We start from the raw sequence: 19,408 nt of genomic DNA, 5'->3' as shown, positions 1-19,408 counted from the left end.
AATTGCTATCAAAGATATCTATCGTGGCGACCACCAGCCTTGTCCTTGCAGCGGCCGGTGAGGCGCCGGCCGGCACTGGCGGCATCATGGCAAAGCCCTCCGATCCCGAGAAGGCCGTACAGGCTGAGTATGAAAATCTGAAGTCGAAAGGGACGCGTGACGCGCTGGAATTGTTTATCGCGCGCCATCCGAAGCATCCGCTCGCCGACCGGGCGCGTGAGGAGATCGAGCGGCTCGGAAAGTAGACCCGCTCACGAAGCCGACTAAAAAAGAAGGGCGCCGCGAGGCGCCCTTTGCACATTCGCATGCAGCATCGATGCTCCCTCCGGCGCTCATTCCAGACGTTTCCCTTTCCTAATAAACCATCCCGAATAAAGCCGTGCGCCCGCCCGTCGATAGGAGGAATGCGGTTGACGAACGTCATGGGCCTTGCCAGCATGCCCCTGGATTTCGGACCGGACCAGTTGAATTTGTGGGGGCATACGTTGACTGCGGGTTCCATCGTCGCGACGCTTTTGATCATTTTTGCCGGGCTGCTGGCTGTTCCAGCCGTCAGCCATACCAATGCGGGAACCACCTTCTCCCTGATGGCCTCCTCCATGGCTTTCGTTGCCATGGGTATCGCGCAGTTCATGGCGACCCGCCCGCCTTTCATCGAAAGGCTGTTCGGCGGACTCGACCGCATCTACCAGTTCCATCGCAAGATCGGCATCGCGGTGCTCTGTCTTATCCTCGTGCACTATTTCGTCGCGCCTGATTTCCAGGGCCTTTCGGTGACCAGCGGCCTCAACCTGCTTGCCAAGACGGCGGGTGAGTGGGCCTTCTACGGCTTCGTCTTCCTGCTCGTCCTCAGCCTGGTGAAGGTGATCCCGAAAACACGTTTCCAGATTCCCTACCAGTACTGGCGCATCACCCACCGTTTCATCGGCCTGCTCTTCGTGCTCGTCGCCTTCCACCAGATGTTCATCAAGCGGCCTTATGACGGCACGGTGCTGCTGGCGGTCTACCTCAACCTCTTTGCCACGCTCGGTATCGTCAGCTATGCCTATACCCAGCTCCTGCCCTGGCTGCGCACGCGGAAATACGAGGTGGTGAATGTCGAGCGCCATGACGGAGCGACGATCATCTCGGCCAGACCCACAGGCCGCAAGCTCCGGGCCATGCCCGGCCAGTTCGGTTTTTTCCGCGTCAACAAGCCGGGCCTGCGCGAGCCGCATCCCTTCACCATCGCCGGCATCGAGGACGACGGATCGGTGCGTTTCGCCATCAAGCCGCTCGGCGACTACACCAAGGCGCTGCGCGAGACGGTGGCCGTCGGCGATGCGCTGACGCTGGAGGGCGGCTACGGCCATTTCAACCACAAGCGCGGTGGCAAGAAACAGATCTGGCTAGCCGGCGGCATCGGCGTCACGCCGTTCCTCGCCATGGCGAGCCGGCTGAAGGGCGACGAGGGGCAGGATATCCACATGGTCTACTGCGTGCGCGACGGGGCCGAGGCGATCGGCCTCGACACGTTTCGGGCGCAGGCGGAAAAGCTCGAGAACTTCAATTTCGTGCTGCACAATTCGGCGACCGACGGCCGCTTCGACGCCTCGAAGCTCGTTGCCGGCACGAGCATGAACCCGGCGGAAGCTGATTTGTGGTTCTGCGGCCCGCCGCCCTTGCGGATGGCGATCGAAAAAGGACTGAGGGAACTCGGCAAGGCGCCGCGCCGCGTCGAGTTCGAGCGTTTCGAATTTCGGTAGGGCAGTTTCCAAGGAAACTGCGAAGCGGTTTCTCTTTCGGAATTGTGGTTCAAGGATTTGCATTTCCAGCCGGTGCGCCGGCTTCATGGAGCGAAAGGAACAAGCCATGCGCATGTTCAGGACATCATTCTTCAGCCCCGGCGCCCGGCTTGCCGCTGTCATCGGCCTTGCCGTGGCGGCGTTCTGTCCCACCGGAGCGCTCGCCATCGACCAGTTCGCGGCCGATGCCTACGGCACCTACAAGGCGAATGCCGAAAATGGCAAGCTGCTGTTCGGCGCAGCCGGCTGCGGCGCCTGCCACGGCTCCGGTGACAACACCGAGCTGCTTTCGGGCGGCATGGAAATGCAGACGGCGATCGGCAAGTTCTTTGCGCCGAACATTTCCGCCCATCCGAACGGTATCGGCGGCTGGTCCAATGCGGACTTCCTGAATGCCGTCATGGTGGGCCTCAAGAAGAGCGGCGACAATCTCTATCCGGTCATGCCCTACACGTCCTATGGCGGCATGAAGCCGGAGGACGTGCTCGACATCAAGGCCTATATCGAGACGCTGCCGCAGTCGGATGCCGCCTCGAAGGAACATGAGATCGCCTTCCCCTTCAGCCGCCAGACGACGATCACGCTCTGGAAGCGTAGCCATTTCACCGTGCCGGCTTACCAGCCGCGCGAGGAAACGCAGATGGAGCGCGGCCGCTACCTGGTCGAGAATGTCGGCGGCTGCGGCGATTGCCATACGCCGCGCACCACGACCTACGGTCTCGATCTGGCCCGCGCCTATGAGGGCGAGAAGGGCCTGACCGGCGCCGTCGCGCCCGATATCACCAAGGCCCGCATGGCCGGCCTTGCCTCGCACGAGGTCTTCACCAAGGGTCTGATCGACGAAGGAAAGAAACTCTCCGGCTCGCCTTTGGCCGATCCGGTCATGCGCCGTATTGCGCAAGGCCTTTCGACGCTGTCGGATGAAGACAAGCAGGCCATGTATGCCTTCCTTGCAGACCGCGAGGTCAAGGTGACACCGGTCGAGACCAGCACCGCGCCGGTCTGCAGCGAAGCGACCGCCGAAACAGCGCTCGCCGCCGGTGGCGGCAGCGCCGAATTCGCTTCGGCGGCCGACGCTTTCATCGGCAAATATTGCCGCAACTGCCATGGCCCGGGCGAAAGCTCGCAGGGTTCCTTCCCTTCGGGTGATCTTGCCTCGATTGCCGCCAATCCGGCCTTCGTGACGCCGGGCGACGCCGCCAAGTCGCTGCTCTACACCAGCGTCACCAGCGGCCGCATGCCGCTCGGCAAGCGCCCCGATGATGCGGAAGTGCAGAGCCTTGCCAACTGGATCAACTCGCTGAACAAGGATGCTATCCCGACAGCAGTGTCCGCGACGAAGACCGAGCGCTCGCGGCCGATGCTGAAATATCTCGATTTCGTCGAACTGGCGCTGCGCGATGTTTCCAAGGTCGATGAACACGACCAGCCGTTCATGCGCTACTTCAGCTATCGCGACCAGTACAACGGGATGATGAGCTGCGAGAGCCATGAAACCTTCCTGAAGCGCATGAAGGTTCTGGCGGGCGGGTTCAAGAAGCTGCTCAACTCGCTCTCTTACGGACCGGAACTGGTACTTCCGGAAGAAGTGGAAGGTTCCGACGGCTTGCTCGTGCGTGTCGACCTGCGCGATCTCGAATGGAGCCAGGAGGACTACGACTTCCTGATCAACGAATACTTCTATGGCGTGGACCCGGCCAGCGACGCCCAGCTGCACTCGCTTGCCAAGGCGACGCAAACGCAGTTGCCGATCATGCGTGTCGACTGGTTCATGAGCAACGGTGCCCGGCCGAAGGTCTATAACCGTCTCATGAAGCTGCCGACGAACATTTCCGAGCTGGAAAAGCGCTTCGGTGTGCCGGTCGACCAGAACATCGAGCGCCGTCGTATCGTCCGCGCCGGCTTTGCTGATGGTTCCTCCGGCGTTTCCGACCACAACCGCATGCTGGAGCGGCACGACATGCCCTTCGGCGGCTACTACTGGAAGTCCTATGACTTTGCTGGCGATGTCGGCAAGCAGGTGCTGAAGCGCTTCCCGGCAGGACCGGAGGGCGTGCGCCTCAAGGCGGGCCTCGAACCCTTTGATCATGACGGCGGCGAAATGATCTTCTCGCTTCCGAACGGCATGCAGGGTTACTATCTGTCGACCGACAAGGGCGACCAGCTCGATATCGGCCCGACGGCGATCGTCTCCTTCCGCAAGCGGCCGATCGGCAAGGGCGTCGAGATCATCAATGCACGCTCCTGCTTCGACTGCCATTTCGACGGCATCCTCTCCAAGCGTGACCAGCTGCGTGAACATATCGAGACGTCGACGCTGTTCTCGAAGGACCAGCAGGACGAACTGCTCGCCGTCTATGTTCCGCAGGAGGAACTGAACGAGGTGTACAAGCGCGACACCGATCGTTTCGTCGCCGCGCTCGATCGCCTCGGTATCACGGAAGCGACGGCCGGCGGCGGCAAGACCAGCCTGAAGGCTCCCGGCGGCGCCGAGATCTTCACCTACTTCGCCGACAAGTACGAGGACGAGCTGAACTTCGAGCAGCTGGCGGCCGAATTCGACATGACGCCGGAAGAGTTCGCCTCCGATATCCGCCGTCTCACCGATGTCAATGCGTTGCGTATCGGCATCGACTGGGTGGCGACACTCGAATCGGGTGCGACGATCCCGCGCGTCGAGGTCGAGGAGCAATACGCCTTCATGCTTCAGCCGCTTCTCCAGCTCGAGCCGCTGAAGCGCGGCGTCAACCCGGAGGGCAATGCCGGCCAGCAGTCCGCCGACAACAGCGGCTACCAGCAGCCGGAGCAGAAACCGGAACAGAAGCAGGAACAGGCCGGCACCGACTACCAGCAGAAGCCGGCCGATCAGGCCACGGGTGGCGACCAGTATGCCAAGCCCGAGGAGAAGGTCTATGTCCCGCCCTACAAGCAGGACGACAAGGCGCAGGAGAGCAAGGTGAAGCTTGCCCTGCATGTGCCGTCGACAAGCGCGAAGGTTGGGGATTACCTTGCCTTTGAACTCAGCACGAACCATGCCTGCGAGCTGCAGGTGATGTATGTGGAAGACACCGGCAATGTGGAGATCATCCCCGACGTGATGATCGGCAGCACCACGCTCAATCCCGGTGAGCGCCGCCTGATCCCGCAGCCGGGCACGGGCAACCTGACCTTCGATTCGCCGTCTCCCGGCGAAACGATGATCGCCTACTGCCGCATCGGCGGCCTTGGCGACCAGAAGCTGACGGCCGAGAAGGCCAAGGAACTGGCCGCAAGCACGAAGCAGCCGCTGACGCGCGGCATTGCCGTCAATCTCGCCAAACAGGCCGAGAAGGACAACGGGGCAAGCGGCGTCCAGATGGTGACCTTCGAGATCAAATGACGTGAGGGGCGGGGGCCTTCGGGCCCCTGCCCATTTCTTACATGAGGACATGAAGGCTGGGCCGACAATGCTGATGCGATCCCTTGCAGCGACACTCTTCGTACTGGCCGGAGCGGCGCCTGCCGCCGCGGCCTGTGAGGCCTTTACCGGTGTCGTCGAGGCGCTCAATGCAGGGGACGAGCAGAAGGCACGTGCGCTTGCGGAAACGGCGGGCACGGCCAATTGCAGCGCCAACGAAAGGGCGCTAACCGGCCGTATCGCAGCATTGACGACCTTCAATCGCATCGCGACCGCCGTCGGCAGCGGCGGCCGGCTTTCCGATCACCGGCAGGCGCTGGAAGACCTGCAGCGCCAGTATGGCGGTCCCTGGCAGGTGCTGGATGCGCTCGGCGATCTCGCGCGCGAGCGCAAGGACTATGAACAGGCCGCGCGCTTCTACCAGCTTGCCCTGGAGGACGGCTCGAACGAGACGCTGACGCCGGACTGGATGGCGCCGGACGAGCAGTACATCCTGCGCCTCGACAGGCTCGCCAGCGAAATGCGCCTTGCCGCACCGCGGCCCGTGCAGTTGGCCATGCGGGGCGGTTGCAAGGTTTCCTTCCGCGGCGTGAAGATCAAGAAGAAGTCTACGCCCGTGCGCTACGTCTTCGGCACGGCGGATTTCACACCCGAGGGCATCGAGGCCGCAAAGGATCTCTCGGAATGCCTGAAGGCGGTCAAGCCTGGTGCGATCACGCTGATCGGCCATACCGATCCGGTCGGTTCGGCGGAGGCCAACTACAGGCTCTCCGTCGCTCGCGCAGAGACGTTGAAAAGCTATCTCTCCAGCAACGGCTATGCCGGTGCGATCACCGTGGAGGGCAAGGGCGAGGACCAGCCGTTCAAGCCGGATGATGCCAGTGCCTATGATACGGAAACGCTGAACCAGTTGCACCGCCGGGTGGAAGTGGACGTGGAGTGATGAGAGTGCTGCCCTGCCTGCTGGAGCCTGTCTGCCTTGCCTTTGCCTCGAAGAGCGATGGCGCTCCCGTTTGCCGTGTCCGCGCGCTGTTGCGTCGTTCCCTTGCCGGAACCGCGCTGGCGCTTTGCCTTGCCGCTGCTGCGCCGCTTCCGGCCTTTGCCGCACAGACCCACGCGCTTGTCGTCGGTGCCGACCAGTATCCGAACGATGTCAGCCTCGACGGCGCGGTGCGCGATGCGGAGGACGTCTACCGGGCGATGAGCGCTGCCGGCTTCACAGTCCGGAAGTTTACCGATGCCGAGGCCCGCAAGGACGACATCCGCAAGGCCTGGATCGACATGGTGGCCGAGGCGGCGGCCGGTGACACGATCATCTTCACCTATGCCGGCCACGGCGCGCAGATGCCCGAACTCGTCGCCGGCGACGAGGCCGACGGGCTTGACGAATTCCTCCAGCTGCCGGGCTTCGACCGCAACCGCTATGCGGAGACCTCGAACGAGATCATCGTCGACAACGAGATGAATGCCTGGTTCGGCGAGGCGGAAGCCAAGGGCGTACATGTGCTCTTCGTGTCCGACAGCTGCTTTTCCGGCGGCATGAGCCGTTCCGTCACCGGCAAGACCCGGTTGGCGCCAGCCGTCACGGTCAAGCTCGCACCGCCCTCGCAGGAGGCGCTCGCCGGCGCTAACCTCAAGGAAATCGATTTCAAGCAGGTAACCGTGCTTGCCGCCTCGCTGGAAAGCCAGCCGACGCCGGAGGTCATCATCGACGGCGAGCCGCGCGGCGCCCTCAGCTGGAGTTTCGCCCGTGCCCTTGAAGGGAGCGCAGACCGCGACGGCGATGGTGTCATTACCCGTATCGAACTGGAAGACTACATCTTCTCTAACGTGAAAAACCGCTCGGAAGCCTTGCAGGTGCCGAACTTCATGCCGCAGGTGGCCCGCTCGGAGAGCGAGGTCGTCGTGCGGCTGACGCGTGGCATTCCGGTCGAGAATGCCACGGTGGCGACGACGGACACCGGCAGCACTGCGGCCGCGCAGAAGACCATCAAGTCGGCCAAGGAGCTCGGCTGGACGGGTAGCATCGCGCTCCAGGTCGATGGCGCGGCCGACAAGCCGAAGAACGCGGATGGCAGTGGCACACCCTATCGCTGGGATGTGGCGAGCGGCGTCTTCTATACGCCGAACGGCGACGTGGCGGCGGAAAATGTCGGGGCGGACCGTATCCAGGCCGTGGTCGACAAATATGTCCTGCTCGATTTCCTGAAGGCGCTTGCGAGCCAGAATCCCGGCTCCGTCTCGCTGACGCCGGTCAAGGACATCTATGCCGCCGGAAACCGCCTGCGCTTCGATGCTCCGCCCGGCCGCTATCCGAACATGCTGGTCTTCAATCTCGCCAATACGGGCGAGGTGCAGTTCCTCGACATGCAGGCAGCCGGCACCACCAGCTCGCAATTCAAGCTGACGGATGTCGAGGTGGTCAAACCCTTCGGTGCCGATCACCTGATCACGATCTGGACCGGCGAGCCCGTCGATGCGATCGGCGCGGTGCTTGCCGACAAGACCGTGACCGCCGAAACCCTGCTGCAGGCGCTGCTGACGCGGCTCGACGGCAAGGAGGCAAGTGTCGCCATCCAACCCCTCTATACGCGGGAAACGCTCTGATGATCCGTTACGCCGCCGCTCTTCTCCTCTCGCTCTGCCTGGCTGCCACCGCCGAGGCGGCCGACAGGGCGCTTCTGATCGGTATTGGCACCTATGCCACGCTGCCCGAGAAGATGTTCCTCGAGGGGCCGAAGAACGACGTGCCGCTGATCGAGAAGCTGCTCAAGGAAAAACAGGGTTTTGCCCCGGAATCGATCCGTATCCTCCGGGACAAGGATGCGACCAAGGCAGCCATTCTCGCCAGCATCGAGGAATGGCTTGTCGCCGGCACCCAGCCCGGCGACCGCGTCTACTTCTATTTTTCCGGCCACGGCCTTCAGGTGAAGGACCAGAACGGTGACGAGGAGGACGGGCTCGACGAAGCGCTGTCCACTTTCGACATCGCCGCCGGCGACGGGGACTGGACCAACGTCATTCTCGACGACGAGATCGACGCGATGCTCGCCAAACTGAAGGACCGTGCCGTCTCCATCGTCATCGACGCCTGCCATTCGGGCACGATCTCGCGCTCGCTTTCCACCAATGTCGGCGAGGCGCTGGAAAGCGCGCGTTTCCTGCCGCGTCCCTTTGCCAAGCCGGTCGAAGCGGTGAAGACACGCGGCCTGCGTATCGACGTCGCGGTGGTCGACAAGCCCGAAATCGCCAAGCAGAACGGCGTCGAGGCCTGGAGCGCCGCCTCGTCCTACCAGGTGGCCTGGGACGACACGCGCCTGCCGCCGGAAGAACGCCACGGCGTCTTCACGCTTTCCTATGTGAACGGCCACGAGATCGCCGCCGGCGACAGCAACGGCAACGGCATCGTCTCCAATGCCGAGCTGCTGGAATATGTGAAGAAGCAGTCGCAGACCTATTGCTCTGCGCAGACCCAGTGCCAGGGACTCGACCCGCAGCTGGAGGTCAACTACGCGCTGCTCGGTTCCAGCGCCACCACGCCGACCGTCGATGCCACCGCCCAGCAATACCAGCAGCTGCAGACGGGCGGCGACACCCAGCAGCAGACGCCCGATTACGGCAAGGTCGAGGAGGTGAAGGTCGAGAACACCCCGCAGACCGCCTATGTCGCCGCCGATCCGGTGGATGCCGTTGGTGACATCCTCGGCAAGGCCGAGACGGGCGACGTCAAGGTGGCGCTCTCCTCCGACAGCCTGAAGAACGGCGACGTCTTTAAGATCACCGTGACCAGCAGCACGGGCGGGCACCTGATCCTCTACGACGTCGACAAGGACGGCAAGGCGACCCAGATCTTCCCGAACGAATCGGCCCAGAAGATCACGCCGCTGACCGCCAACACCCCGCTCACCATTCCGGACGACTACTATGGCTTCGACTTCGAAGCGGAAGGCCCGAGCGAAAATGTGCTGGTCGCTATCGTCATCGCCGACGACGTCGATCTCACCAGGGTCGCTCCCAGCGACTACGGCCTGACCAAGGAGCTCGACGCCCGCACCACCATCGCCGACATTGCCGGCACGTTGCAGCAGACCTGGACCCGCGATACGGAAAACCGCAGCGTCAACTGGTCGCTCGGGCTGCTGAAATACGCGGTCTATTGAGCGCTCGCTTGCGGGATTGCCGATAGTGGCCGCACGCGCGGCCGCCTCAGAACTCGAAAAGGTCGAAGTGGAAGATGACCGAGCCTTTGAGACGAACCATGAAGTCCGCCTTTCCGTCACCATTGGTGTCGCCCAGCAGCAGCGTTTCCCTGCCGCTCTTTTCGTAACGCAGTTCTCCGGCCTCCTTCGAGAACTGGTCCTGCGCGATGAACTTGAAATCCTGGGTTCCCGGTCTCTTTGTATTGGCGTCCCAGAGGTGCAGGTCGATCCTGTCGCCATCCTTCGCACTGAAATCCGTAATCAGGTCGGCCGTTTTCTTTGTCTTTCCGGTATCGCCTTTGCGGAAAATGAACAGGTCGGCGTCTCCCCCGCCCGTCAGCACATCCGCGCCTTTGCCGCCGGTGATGTAATCGATGGTTTTGCCACCTTTCAGGACGTTGGCCTTGGCGGTGCCGTTCATTTCATTGGCGAACAGCACATCGATCCTGACATAGCTCTCCTTCGTGAACGAACCGCCCCGCCAATCGATCAGCATCCATTCGCTTCCGTAGGCGATATCGGATCGCTCCAGCCAATGCAGGTTCGTATCCAGACGGAAGCCAGCGATCGGCGGCAGCTCGTTGTTCACGTCGAGGATATGTGGCCCGTTCGGTACATAGAGGGTGAACAGACCCGTTTCATAGAACTTGATGCTGATGCCGGAACCGGTGAAGTCCATCGAGAAAATGCCCCCCGTCGGGTTCTTTTCCCAGCCGCCCGGCGAATCCGACGCGCTTTGCGTCTGGGCCGTCGTGATTTCCTCGCCAAGGCCGACTCGCTTCAGACCCCAGCCGGCATAGGGCATGCCCCAGAGATGCTTCGGATCCGGTGTGTTCACTCCATTGACGCGATAGAACCAGTAATCGATCTGAATAGTCTTGTTATCAAATGACATTTTATGCGCTCGAATGCACGAATCTAGAGCACAAGGTTAGAAGACCCATGCTTGCCGGAAACTTAACGGGCGCAATTACGGGTGGCCGCCCAAAGGTTGCACAGCCGCATCGTGAGCGGGCCTTTAGAAGGCCTGGCTTCCAAGGGCGATACGCCGAATTTTGTCGGTGTCACTGGGGTCTTGTGGTGAGCGCGCAGGGATTCGAACCCTGGACCTACTGATTAAAAGTCAGTTGCTCTACCGGCTGAGCTACGCGCTCCCTGGCGGTGCGAAGGTGCCCCGCGGAAGTGGGCGGAACATAGGCAGGAGCATTTGCCGGGTCAACCCGGAAAATGCGGCGAAAAACAGCTTTTGCTGCATTTGGTCGCGTTCTCCAAAAGGTGATTGGCAGGAGAGGACTTCGGCGGATACTACGAAGCGCAATTGGAGGGGCGGACATGGCCGGTTTCGCGCTGGCCCGTCTGTCCCCGCCGCTGCGGAGTAGTTCATTGTCGATCGCCGATATTTCCCTGTTGAGCGCGCTTCTTGCCGGAGCCCTCTCGTTCCTGTCGCCCTGCGTCCTGCCGCTCGTCCCGCCCTATCTCTGTTACATGGCGGGCATTTCCGTTGAGCAGTTCAAGGGCGGCGATGCGGTGGCCGTGCGGCGCGAGACGCGCGGGGCCGTGCTTCTGGCCGCCTTCTGCTTCACGCTCGGTTTTGCCACGGTGTTCGTGGCACTCGGGGCAGGCGCCTCGACGATCGGCATGGTGCTCCGCCGGCATCTCGACATTCTCGCGCAGATCGGCGGCGTCATCATCATCCTGATGGGCCTGCATTTTCTCGGCCTGCTGCGGATCGGGCTGTTTGCCCGCGAGGCGCGCTTCCAGGGGGGAGGCAAGCCGGCGACGGCGTCCGGCGCCTATATCATGGGCCTGGCCTTCGCCTTCGGCTGGACGCCCTGCATCGGGCCGGTTCTGGGGGCGATCCTCGGCGTTGCCGCGGCGCGCGAAACGGTCGGCGACGGTGCCGTCCTGCTAGCGGTCTATTCGCTCGGGCTTGCGGTGCCGTTCTGGATCGCGGCCGGGTTTTCCGGCGCCTTCATGCGCTTCCTCATGCGCTTCCGCCGTCATCTCGGCACGGTGGAGAAGGTGATGGGCGTTCTGCTTGTTCTCACCGGCCTCGCCTTCATCTTCGGCTATATCAGCGCCGTCGCCATCTGGTTCCAGCAAACGTTTCCCATTCTCTCGCAAATCGGCTAACCGGGGATGTGACCTGAAGCGCGCTGCGATCCTCGCGGAACCGAATCCCGGCGTGTCGGGCCTTCGATTCTTCGCATATCGCGCGCGCCCAGCGGCATGCATTTGCGCGATATGCCCAGGCAAGCGGGAGCAGGCTTCGGTGCATGGCTGAGATCATCGGACTTGTATTGCCGTTCTTCGGCATGATTCTTCTCGGTTACGTGGTCGCGCGCATCACGCGCCAGCCGGTCGAGGCGCTCGGCTGGCTCAACACTTTCATCATCTACATCGCGCTGCCGGCCCTGTTCTTCAAGCTGGTGGCCAAGACGCCGATCGAACAGCTGACGCGCGTCGACTTCATCCTCGCCAATATCAGCGCGACCTATCTCGTCTTCGGCCTGATCTTCGCCATCGGGCTCTGGGTGCGGCGGGCGGCGATAAGCGAGGCGACGATCCAGGGCCTGGCCGCCGCCTATGGCAATATCGGCTATATGGGGCCGGGGCTGGCGCTGCTCGCCTTCGGCGAGCCGGCGGCGGTGCCGGTGGCGCTGGTCTTCTGCTTCGAGAACATGCTGCATTTCATGGTCGCGCCCGCGTTGATGGCGCTTGCCGGCGGGGAGAAGCAGCCGGCGCTCAAGATTGCCGGCGGCGTGGTGCGCAAGATCGTCACCCATCCCTTCATCATCGCGACGGCGGCGGGCTTCGCCGCGGCCTTTGCCGGCTTTGAGCCGCCGGCGCCGCTGCAGCGGCTGATCGACTATCTCGCACAGGCGGCGGCGCCCTGCGCGCTCTTTGCCATGGGTGTTACGCTGGCGCTTCGGCCCCTCAAGCGGGTGCCGGTGGAGATCGGCTATATCGTGCCGGCAAAGCTGCTGCTGCTGCCGGTGGCCATGTATCTGATGCTCGGGCTTGCCGGTAATTTCGATCCGGTCTGGGTCTTTACCGCCGTGCTGCTCGCGGCCCTGCCGACGGCGACCAATGTCTTCGTCATCGGCCAGCAATACGGCGTGTGGCAGGAACGCGCGTCGGCGACCATCCTCATCACGACGGTGCTGTCCGTCGCGACGGTGACGGTCCTGCTCTACCTCATCAAGTCAGGCCTGCTTCCGGGCGATCCGTTCCCGTAGGTCATCGCGAAAGGCTTTCAACGAACCGAGCGGCTCGATGCCTTCGCGCATGACGATGCTGCGCAGGGGGCCGAGGGCGGAGAGCAGGTGCAGGCCGGCCGAGCGCAGGAACTGCACGGGCAGGAAATCGGAGAGCAGCGAGCGGTTGAGCAGGTCGACGCTCAGTGTGCGCGAGCGGATGTCCGCCTGCCGCTTGCGGTCGAAGCGTTCGCCAATCCCTGCGTCGTTTGCCGGCGCCGCGCCCTGGATCAGCTCTTTCAGCGCCATGATGTCGCGCAGGCTGAGATTGAGGCCCTGCGCGCCGATCGGCGGGAAGGCATGGGCGGCCTCGCCGAGGAGCACGATGCGGCCCTTGCCGAAGCGCTCGGCCGTCATGCCGGAAAGCGGGAAACTCTGCGCGGAGCCTTCCAACGTGACCTTGCCGAGCATGGATTGCATGCGCGTTTCCACCGCATGGCCGAGTTCTGTCGCGGGTAGGTCCTTGAGGCGCGCGGCTTCCTTCGGCGGCAGCACCCAGACGAGGCTGGAGCGGTTGCCGGGCAGGGGAACCTGCGTGAAAGGGCCGCTCTCGGTGTGGAACTCCGTCGAGACATTGCCGTGCGGGCGCTCGTGCGAAAAGTTGAGCACGAGGGCCGCCTGGGGATAGGACCAGGCCTTGACGGCGATCCCGGCGCTGTTGCGGATCTTTGATTTTCTGCCGTCGGCGCCGGCAACGAGGCCGGCCAGAATACGCTCGCCGTCGTCGAGGGTGAGCTCTACGCCCTGCTCGAAGGCATTGGCGGCCGTCACGCCGCTCTCGATCCGCTCGATCGTGCCTTTTGCCGCGATGCGGGCGTCGAGCACCGCGAGGAAGGGCGCGTTGGGAATGTTGTAGCCGAAGGCCTCGAGCCCGACCTCGCCGGAACGGAAGGCGACGGGCGGTGCGCGCAAGAGCCGCGCGGTGCCGTCGAGGATCTGCATGGTTTCGAGGGCCGCGGCGTGGCGGGCGATCTCCTCCCACAGGCCCAGCGTCCTGAGGAAGGCGATGGACTGGTCCATCAGGGCCGTGGTGCGGCCGTCGTTGGCGCGGGCGGGCGGGGCGATCAGTGCAACGCGTGCGCCCGAATCGGCAAGCGCCAGCGCCGCGAGGCTGCCGGCAAGACCGGCGCCGACGACCGCGATATCGAATTGTCTCATGGCCGACCTCCGAAGCGTCAAGCGTTACCCACAGGTTTGGGGTGCTTCTAGCGGCAGACCCTAGGCCGGCAAAGAGGCAATTTCCATGGGATGAATCGGCGCAGGGTGTGAAGTCGGGTGATCGGTGACCGATTTCTACTGGCGATACAGGGCAATCAATGCATATTACGGACAGTGACACCGCGTAAGAGGGCATGTCGGCGGACCGCCGGCGAAAACCCCAGGGAATGGACTGCGAAGGGCTATGAAGTTTTTCAACTACAAACGCGTACCCTACGCGGAGATTCGTGCCTTTTCCGTTCACATCCTGACGGCATCCGGCTCCTTCCTCGCTTTTCTGGGCGTGGTGGCCGCGGCCGAGCACCGTTTTGTCGACATGTTCTGGTGGCTGGGCCTGGCGCTGCTCGTCGATGGCATCGACGGGCCGATCGCCCGCAAGGTGCGCGTCAAGGAAGTGCTGCCGAACTGGTCAGGCGACACGCTGGACAACGTCATCGACTACGTGACCTACGTGCTCTTGCCGGCCTTTGCGCTCTACCAGAGCGGCATGATCGGCGAGCCATGGTCCTTCGTGGCGGCTGGAGCGATCGTCGTGTCGAGCGCCATCTACTATGCCGACATGGGCATGAAGACGGACGAATACTTCTTCTCCGGCTTTCCGGTCGTCTGGAACATGGTGGTGTTCACGCTTTTTGTCATCCAGGCGAGTGAGCTGACCGCGTCGATCATCGTCTTCGTCTCCGTCTTCCTCACCTTCATGCCGATCAATTTCCTGCATCCGGTGCGCGTCCAGCGGCTGCGGGCGCTGAATCTCGCAGTCTTCTTCCTCTGGGCGCTGCTCAGCGGATATGCGCTGCTCTTGCACTTCGATACGCCGGCCTGGGTGGTCTGGGGTGTGGTGGCGACGGGGATCTATCTCTACGTCGTCGGCGCCGTGCTGCAGGTGTTTCCCAATCTCGGCCGGTAGACATATCAGGGAGATTTTCTGATGACCAAGGCGATCGTCGTCCGCAGCCTCGGCGGGCCGGAAGTACTGAAGCTCGAAGATGTAGCGCTCGACGCGCCGGGACCGGGCGAGGTGCAGATCAAGCAGGCCGCGGTCGGCCTCAATTTCATCGATGTCTATTTTCGTACGGGCCTCTACAAGGCCGAGCCGCCGTTCATTCCCGGCAAGGAAGGGGCGGGCACGATCACAATGCTCGGCGAGGGCGTCACGGATTTTGCGGTCGGCGACCGCGTTGCCTATGCGTCGGCGGACGGCGCCTATGCGGCCGAACGCAACGTCGCGACGAAACATCTCGTAAAGGTGCCGGATGGCATCTCGCTGGAAACGGCGGCGGCCATGATGCTGAAAGGCATGACGGCGCAGTACCTGCTGCTCCAGACCTATCAGGTCAGGCCCGGCAGCGTGATCCTCTTCCATGCCGCGGCTGGCGGCGTCGGGCTCATTGCCGGGCAATGGGCGAAGGCGCTCGGTGCGACGGTCATCGGCACGGCGGGCTCTCAGGCGAAGATCGATCTCGCGCTCGCCAACGGTTACGACCATGTCATCGATTACGGCAAGGAAGACTTCGTCGCGCGGGTGCGCGAACTGACGGGCGGGGCGGGCGTCGACGTCGTCTACGATTCCGTCGGCAGGGATACATTCCCGAAGTCGCTGGACTGCCTGAAGCCGCGTGGCCTCTTCGTCAGCTTCGGCAACTCCTCCGGCCCCGTCGATGCTTTCAACATGGGGTTGCTTGCGCAGAAGGGCTCGCTCTACGCCACGCGCCCGACGCTCTTTGCCTATATCGCCACGCGCGAGGCGCTGGATGCATGTGCAAACTCGCTCTTTGATGTTGTGCAAAGCAACAAAGTGCGTATCAATATTCATCAGACTTATCCGTTGGCCGAGGCGGGACGCGCGCACACGGATCTGGAAGCAAGAAAAACGAGTGGAACGACGTTGCTCATTCCCTGACACGACCCGAACGGGCGGCAGGATGGGTTTGCAGGAAAGAGGGGAAGAGTGTCAGCCGTTGGAGCGTCCGGGGGCAGCCCGTTGCTGGCTGTCCGCAGCCTGACCAAACTGTTTGGTTCATTTGCCGCGTGTAACGCCATCGATCTCGACATCCAGCCGGGCGAAATCCACGCCCTGTTGGGTGAGAACGGGGCTGGCAAGTCCACTCTCGTCAAGATGCTCTTCGGCGTTCTGGCGCCGACCAGCGGGCAGATCCTGTGGAAGGGCGACCCCGTGCGCATTCCGAGCCCGGGTGCTGCCCGCCGGCTCGGCATCGGCATGGTCTTCCAGCACTTTTCGCTCTTCGAGGCGTTGACGGTTGCGGAAAACATCGCGCTGTCGCTGAGCCCGGGCATCTCGCTTTCGAAGGTGGCGGAAGAGGCCTCGCGCCTTTCCCATCTCTACGGCCTGCCGCTCGATCCGAAGGCGCATGTCGCGGACCTTTCGGTCGGCGAACGCCAGCGCATCGAGATCGTGCGTGCGCTGCTGCAGAACCCGGAACTCATCATCCTCGACGAGCCGACCTCGGTGCTGACGCCGCAGGAGGCCGACCGGCTGTTCGAGACGCTGGCCAAGCTGAAGGCCGAAGGCCGTTCGGTGCTCTATATCAGCCACCGCCTCGAAGAGGTGCAGCGCATCTGCGATCGCGCCACGGTACTGCGTCACGGCAAGGTGACCGGCGCCTGTGATCCGCGCCAGGAAACGCCAGCCTCGCTGGCCCGCATGATGGTTGGCAGCGATGTCGCCTCGGTGACGGCGGCAGGCACCAATACGAAGGGTGACGTGCTGCTCGAAGCCCGGCACCTCAGCGTTCCCGCGCGCACGCCCTTTGCCGTCGCGCTGAAGAATGTCTGTCTGAAGGTGCGGGGCGGCGAGGTTCTGGCGATCGCGGGCGTTGCCGGCAACGGCCAGGGCGAGCTGTTTGACGCGCTCTCGGGCGAATATCCGGTGCCTGATGCCACCGCCGTTTCCATCCGCGGCAAGGCGGCCGGCAATCTCGGTATCACGGCGCGCCGGCTGATGGGCGCCGGCTTCGTCCCTGAGGAACGGCACGGCCATGCCGCCGTGCCGGCGCTGCCGCTTTCCGACAATCTCGTCCTGGCGCGCAACCAGTCGGACCGCAAGACGTTTCTTGCCGGCGGCGTGCTCGGTGTCATCCGCCATGCGGTCGTGCGTATTGCCTCGAAGCGCATTTCCGAGACGATGGACGTGCGCAAGAGCGGCGAGGATCCGGCGGCCGGCTCGCTCTCCGGCGGCAACCTGCAGAAATACATCGTCGGGCGCGAGCTCGACCGCCAGCCCGCCGTGCTGATCGTCAACCAGCCGACCTGGGGCGTCGATGCGGGCGCGGCAAGCCGCATCCGGCAGGCGCTCGTCGATCTCGCGAAAGCCGGCTCGGCGGTGCTCGTTGTCAGCCAGGACCTCGACGAGATCTTCGAAGTCGCAACCGAGATCGCCGTCATCAGCGAAGGGCGGCTTTCCGACGTTTATCCGGCGCATGAACTCACCCGCGAGAAGATCGGCCTCCTGATGGGCGGCATGTACGGCAAGACGGAAGGCGAGGTGGCCCATGCGCATTGAACTGGAAAAGCGCGCCAATCCCTCGACGCTCTACTCCATCCTCTCGCCGTTCCTCGCCCTCGGCCTGACGGTGATCGCCGGCGGCATCATGTTCGCGCTGATCGGCAAGGATCCGGTCTCGGCGCTCTACAGCTTCTTCATCGAGCCGCTGCTCGACATCTGGTCGTTGCACGAGATTGCCATCAAGGCTGCGCCGCTGATCCTCATCGGCGCCGGCCTTTCGATCTGCTACCGCTCGAACAACTGGAACATCGGCGCCGAGGGCCAGTTCATCATGGGGGCGATTGCCGGCGCCATCGTGCCCGTCGTTTTCCACGACTGGCATTCGCCGCTCGTCCTGCCGCTGATGCTGATCTGCGGCATGATCGGTGGCGCGCTCTATGCCGCCATCCCCGCCTTCCTCAAGGCGCATATGAACACCAACGAGATCCTGACGAGCCTGATGCTGGTCTATATTGCCCAGCTCTTCCTCGACTGGCTGGTGCGCGGTCCCTGGCGTAGCCCGGATGCCTACAATTTCCCTGTCACACGGGATTTCGCGCCGGAAGCGATCCTGCCGGAACTCATCGCGTCGGGAAGGGCCAATCTGGGCTTCGCCTTCGCCATCATAGCCGCCGTCGGTCTGTGGATCATGATGCGCTATACGCTGAAGGGCTTCGAGATCACCGTTCTCGGCCAGTCGGAGCGGGCAGGGCGCTTTGCTGGCTTCTCGTCGAAGCGCATGATCTGGTTCTCGATGCTGCTCTCCGGTGCGCTTGCCGGTCTTGCCGGCATCTCCGAGGTCAGCGGCACCATCGGCAAGCTGCAGCCGATCATTTCGCCCGGCTACGGCTTTACCGCGATCATCGTCGCCTTCCTCGGCCGCCTCAATCCGCTCGGCATCATCGCCGCCGGCCTGTTCCTGGCGCTTACCTATGTGGGCGGCGAGGCGGTACAGCTGACACTCAGCGTTTCCGACAAGGTGACGCGCGTCTTCCAGGGGCTACTCCTGTTCTTCGTGCTCTCCTGCGACACGCTCATCCGATACAAGATCCGGCTGGTCTTCTCGCGGTTCAGTCCGTCCAGCGAAGGCGGAGCGCACTGATGGGTATCATTGAAGCCATCCTTCTCACCGTCATCACCGCGGCGACGCCGCTGGTGCTGGCCTCCCTCGGCGAACTCGTCAGCGAGCGGGCCGGCGTGCTCAATCTCGGTGTCGAGGGCATGATGGTCATGGGCGCGGTGCTGGCTTTTGCCGTGACCCAGTCGACGGGATCGCCTTATATCGGTGTTCTTGCCGGCATTGCCTGCGGCGCGCTGTTCTCGCTGCTTTTCGGCTTCCTGACGCTGACGCTCGTCGCAAACCAGGTGGCGACCGGCCTTGCACTCACCATTCTCGGCCTCGGCATTTCCGGCCAGATCGGCGAGCCCTATGTCGGCATGTCCGGCGTCAAGCTCCAGCCGATCGTCATCCCACTGCTGTCGGACATTCCCTTCCTCGGCCCGCTGCTCTTCAAGCAGGACATCATCTTCTACCTGTCGATCGCGCTCGTCTTCGGCGTCAACTGGTTCCTGTTCCGCAGCCGCGCGGGCCTGAAGGTGCGGGCGATCGGCGACAGCCACGCCTCGGCCCATGCCCTCGGCATTCACGTCATCCGCACACGCTATCTTGCGGTGATGTTCGGCGGCGCCTGCGCGGGGCTTGCCGGTGCCCAGCTTTCGCTGGTCTATACGCCGCAATGGGTCGAGAACATGTCCGCCGGCCGCGGCTGGATCGCGCTGGCGCTTGTCGTCTTCGCCTCCTGGCGCCCCTGGCGGTTGCTGGCGGGCGGCTATCTCTTCGGCGCGGTGTCGATCAGCCAGCTGCATGCCCAGGCGCTCGGCCTTGGCATCCCCTCACAGCTGCTGTCGGCGCTTCCCTACATCGCCACGGTTGTCGTCCTCATCCTGATATCGCACAATCGGCGGATGACGCTGATCAACACGCCTGCCTCGCTTGGAAAACCGTTCGTGCCCGACCGGTGACGAAGAACAAGAAGACGGGAACACCACTC

General features: G+C 63.3%; 15 protein-coding genes and 1 tRNA gene. 13 read left to right on the top strand and 3 right to left on the bottom strand.

Annotated elements, in window-relative coordinates; translation table 11 throughout:
* Positions 1–23 precede the first annotated feature (23 nt).
* The 6 genes from K0P03_RS09395 (at position 24) to K0P03_RS09370 (ending at position 9,341) form a co-directional block, all read left to right on the top strand.
* Positions 24–245: a hypothetical protein gene (locus K0P03_RS09395; protein WP_037408405.1), complete on the top strand. Its 222-nt coding sequence runs from the start codon at positions 24–26 to the stop codon at positions 243–245.
* A gap of 165 nt (positions 246–410) precedes the next feature.
* Entirely contained in the window at positions 411–1,745 is a 1,335-nt protein-coding gene (locus K0P03_RS09390) for a ferredoxin reductase family protein (RefSeq protein WP_245290148.1), read from the top strand.
* Between the two features lie 106 nt (positions 1,746–1,851).
* Entirely contained in the window at positions 1,852–5,163 is a 3,312-nt protein-coding gene (locus tag K0P03_RS09385) for a c-type cytochrome (protein WP_272789432.1), read from the top strand.
* A 73-nt stretch (positions 5,164–5,236) separates the two neighbouring features.
* Positions 5,237–6,124, top strand: coding sequence for an OmpA family protein (locus tag K0P03_RS09380; RefSeq protein WP_272789431.1), 888 nt, complete (start codon positions 5,237–5,239; stop codon positions 6,122–6,124).
* Entirely contained in the window at positions 6,124–7,788 is a 1,665-nt protein-coding gene (locus tag K0P03_RS09375) for a caspase family protein (protein WP_272789430.1), read from the top strand. Before K0P03_RS09380 ends, K0P03_RS09375 begins: the two co-directional genes overlap by 1 nt.
* A complete protein-coding gene (locus K0P03_RS09370) occupies positions 7,788–9,341 on the top strand; it encodes a caspase family protein (protein WP_272789429.1) in 1,554 nt (517 codons plus the stop codon). Before K0P03_RS09375 ends, K0P03_RS09370 begins: the two co-directional genes overlap by 1 nt.
* Before the next feature lie 46 nt (positions 9,342–9,387).
* Here the strand turns inward: K0P03_RS09370 and K0P03_RS09365 are convergent, their stop codons facing one another.
* Together K0P03_RS09365 and K0P03_RS09360 are read right to left on the bottom strand one after the other, a co-directional pair.
* The gene (locus tag K0P03_RS09365; RefSeq protein ID WP_272789428.1) at positions 9,388–10,185 is read right to left on the bottom strand and encodes a M10 family metallopeptidase C-terminal domain-containing protein; all 798 of its coding nucleotides are present in this window, start codon (positions 10,183–10,185) and stop codon (positions 9,388–9,390) included.
* Between the two features lie 273 nt (positions 10,186–10,458).
* Positions 10,459–10,534, bottom strand: a tRNA-Lys gene (locus tag K0P03_RS09360).
* A gap of 229 nt (positions 10,535–10,763) precedes the next feature.
* Between K0P03_RS09360 and K0P03_RS09355 the strand changes: the two genes are divergently transcribed.
* Together K0P03_RS09355 and K0P03_RS09350 are read left to right on the top strand one after the other, a co-directional pair.
* A complete protein-coding gene (locus K0P03_RS09355; RefSeq protein WP_037408391.1) occupies positions 10,764–11,513 on the top strand; it encodes a cytochrome c biogenesis CcdA family protein in 750 nt (249 codons plus the stop codon).
* 143 nt (positions 11,514–11,656) lie between these two features.
* Positions 11,657–12,619 (top strand): AEC family transporter, encoded by a 963-nt coding sequence (locus K0P03_RS09350; protein WP_272789427.1) that lies wholly within the window; start codon positions 11,657–11,659, stop codon positions 12,617–12,619.
* On the opposite strand, the gene K0P03_RS09345 is transcribed toward K0P03_RS09350, so the two are convergent.
* Complete coding sequence (locus K0P03_RS09345) at positions 12,587–13,795, bottom strand: UbiH/UbiF family hydroxylase (protein WP_272789426.1); 1,209 nt, start codon at positions 13,793–13,795, stop codon at positions 12,587–12,589. The genes K0P03_RS09350 and K0P03_RS09345 overlap by 33 nt on opposite strands.
* Positions 13,796–14,039: 244 nt before the next feature.
* Between K0P03_RS09345 and pcsA the strand changes: the two genes are divergently transcribed.
* From pcsA to K0P03_RS09320, 5 genes are read left to right on the top strand one after another with little or no spacing between them, the layout of a single operon-like run.
* Positions 14,040–14,762 carry a phosphatidylcholine synthase gene (gene pcsA, locus K0P03_RS09340; protein WP_023513423.1) on the top strand — a complete coding sequence of 241 codons (723 nt, stop codon included), beginning with the start codon at positions 14,040–14,042 and terminating at the stop codon, positions 14,760–14,762.
* A gap of 21 nt (positions 14,763–14,783) precedes the next feature.
* On the top strand, positions 14,784–15,755 hold the full coding sequence (locus K0P03_RS09335) for a quinone oxidoreductase family protein (RefSeq protein ID WP_272789425.1): 972 nt from the start codon (positions 14,784–14,786) through the stop codon (positions 15,753–15,755).
* 48 nt (positions 15,756–15,803) lie between these two features.
* Positions 15,804–17,375: an ABC transporter ATP-binding protein gene (locus tag K0P03_RS09330; protein ID WP_023513425.1), complete on the top strand. Its 1,572-nt coding sequence runs from the start codon at positions 15,804–15,806 to the stop codon at positions 17,373–17,375.
* Positions 17,365–18,459 carry an ABC transporter permease gene (locus tag K0P03_RS09325; protein WP_023513426.1) on the top strand — a complete coding sequence of 365 codons (1,095 nt, stop codon included), beginning with the start codon at positions 17,365–17,367 and terminating at the stop codon, positions 18,457–18,459. Before K0P03_RS09330 ends, K0P03_RS09325 begins: the two co-directional genes overlap by 11 nt.
* Positions 18,459–19,379 carry an ABC transporter permease gene (locus K0P03_RS09320; RefSeq protein ID WP_050746776.1) on the top strand — a complete coding sequence of 307 codons (921 nt, stop codon included), beginning with the start codon at positions 18,459–18,461 and terminating at the stop codon, positions 19,377–19,379. The genes K0P03_RS09325 and K0P03_RS09320 overlap by 1 nt, the downstream gene beginning before the upstream one ends.
* The last annotated feature ends 29 nt before the right edge of the window (positions 19,380–19,408 follow it).

This window comes from Shinella sp. HY16 (genome assembly GCF_028534175.1).
In the GTDB taxonomy this organism is placed as follows: Bacteria; Pseudomonadota; Alphaproteobacteria; order Rhizobiales; family Rhizobiaceae; genus Shinella.
This window is presented reverse-complemented; position numbering and strand designations above follow the sequence as displayed.

Coding starts and splice junctions, on each gene's coding strand:
- K0P03_RS09385 (WP_272789432.1), top strand. CDS start 1,852: ATGCGCATGTTCAGGACATCATTCTTCAGCCCCGGCGCCCGGCTTGCC.
- K0P03_RS09380 (WP_272789431.1), top strand. CDS start 5,237: ATGCGATCCCTTGCAGCGACACTCTTCGTACTGGCCGGAGCGGCGCCT.
- K0P03_RS09375 (WP_272789430.1), top strand. CDS start 6,124: ATGAGAGTGCTGCCCTGCCTGCTGGAGCCTGTCTGCCTTGCCTTTGCC.
- K0P03_RS09370 (WP_272789429.1), top strand. CDS start 7,788: ATGATCCGTTACGCCGCCGCTCTTCTCCTCTCGCTCTGCCTGGCTGCC.
- K0P03_RS09365 (WP_272789428.1), bottom strand. CDS start 10,185: ATGCCCTATGCCGGCTGGGGTCTGAAGCGAGTCGGCCTTGGCGAGGAA.
- K0P03_RS09350 (WP_272789427.1), top strand. CDS start 11,657: ATGGCTGAGATCATCGGACTTGTATTGCCGTTCTTCGGCATGATTCTT.
- K0P03_RS09345 (WP_272789426.1), bottom strand. CDS start 13,795: ATGAGACAATTCGATATCGCGGTCGTCGGCGCCGGTCTTGCCGGCAGC.
- pcsA (WP_023513423.1), top strand. CDS start 14,040: ATGAAGTTTTTCAACTACAAACGCGTACCCTACGCGGAGATTCGTGCC.
- K0P03_RS09335 (WP_272789425.1), top strand. CDS start 14,784: ATGACCAAGGCGATCGTCGTCCGCAGCCTCGGCGGGCCGGAAGTACTG.
- K0P03_RS09325 (WP_023513426.1), top strand. CDS start 17,365: ATGCGCATTGAACTGGAAAAGCGCGCCAATCCCTCGACGCTCTACTCC.
- K0P03_RS09320 (WP_050746776.1), top strand. CDS start 18,459: ATGGGTATCATTGAAGCCATCCTTCTCACCGTCATCACCGCGGCGACG.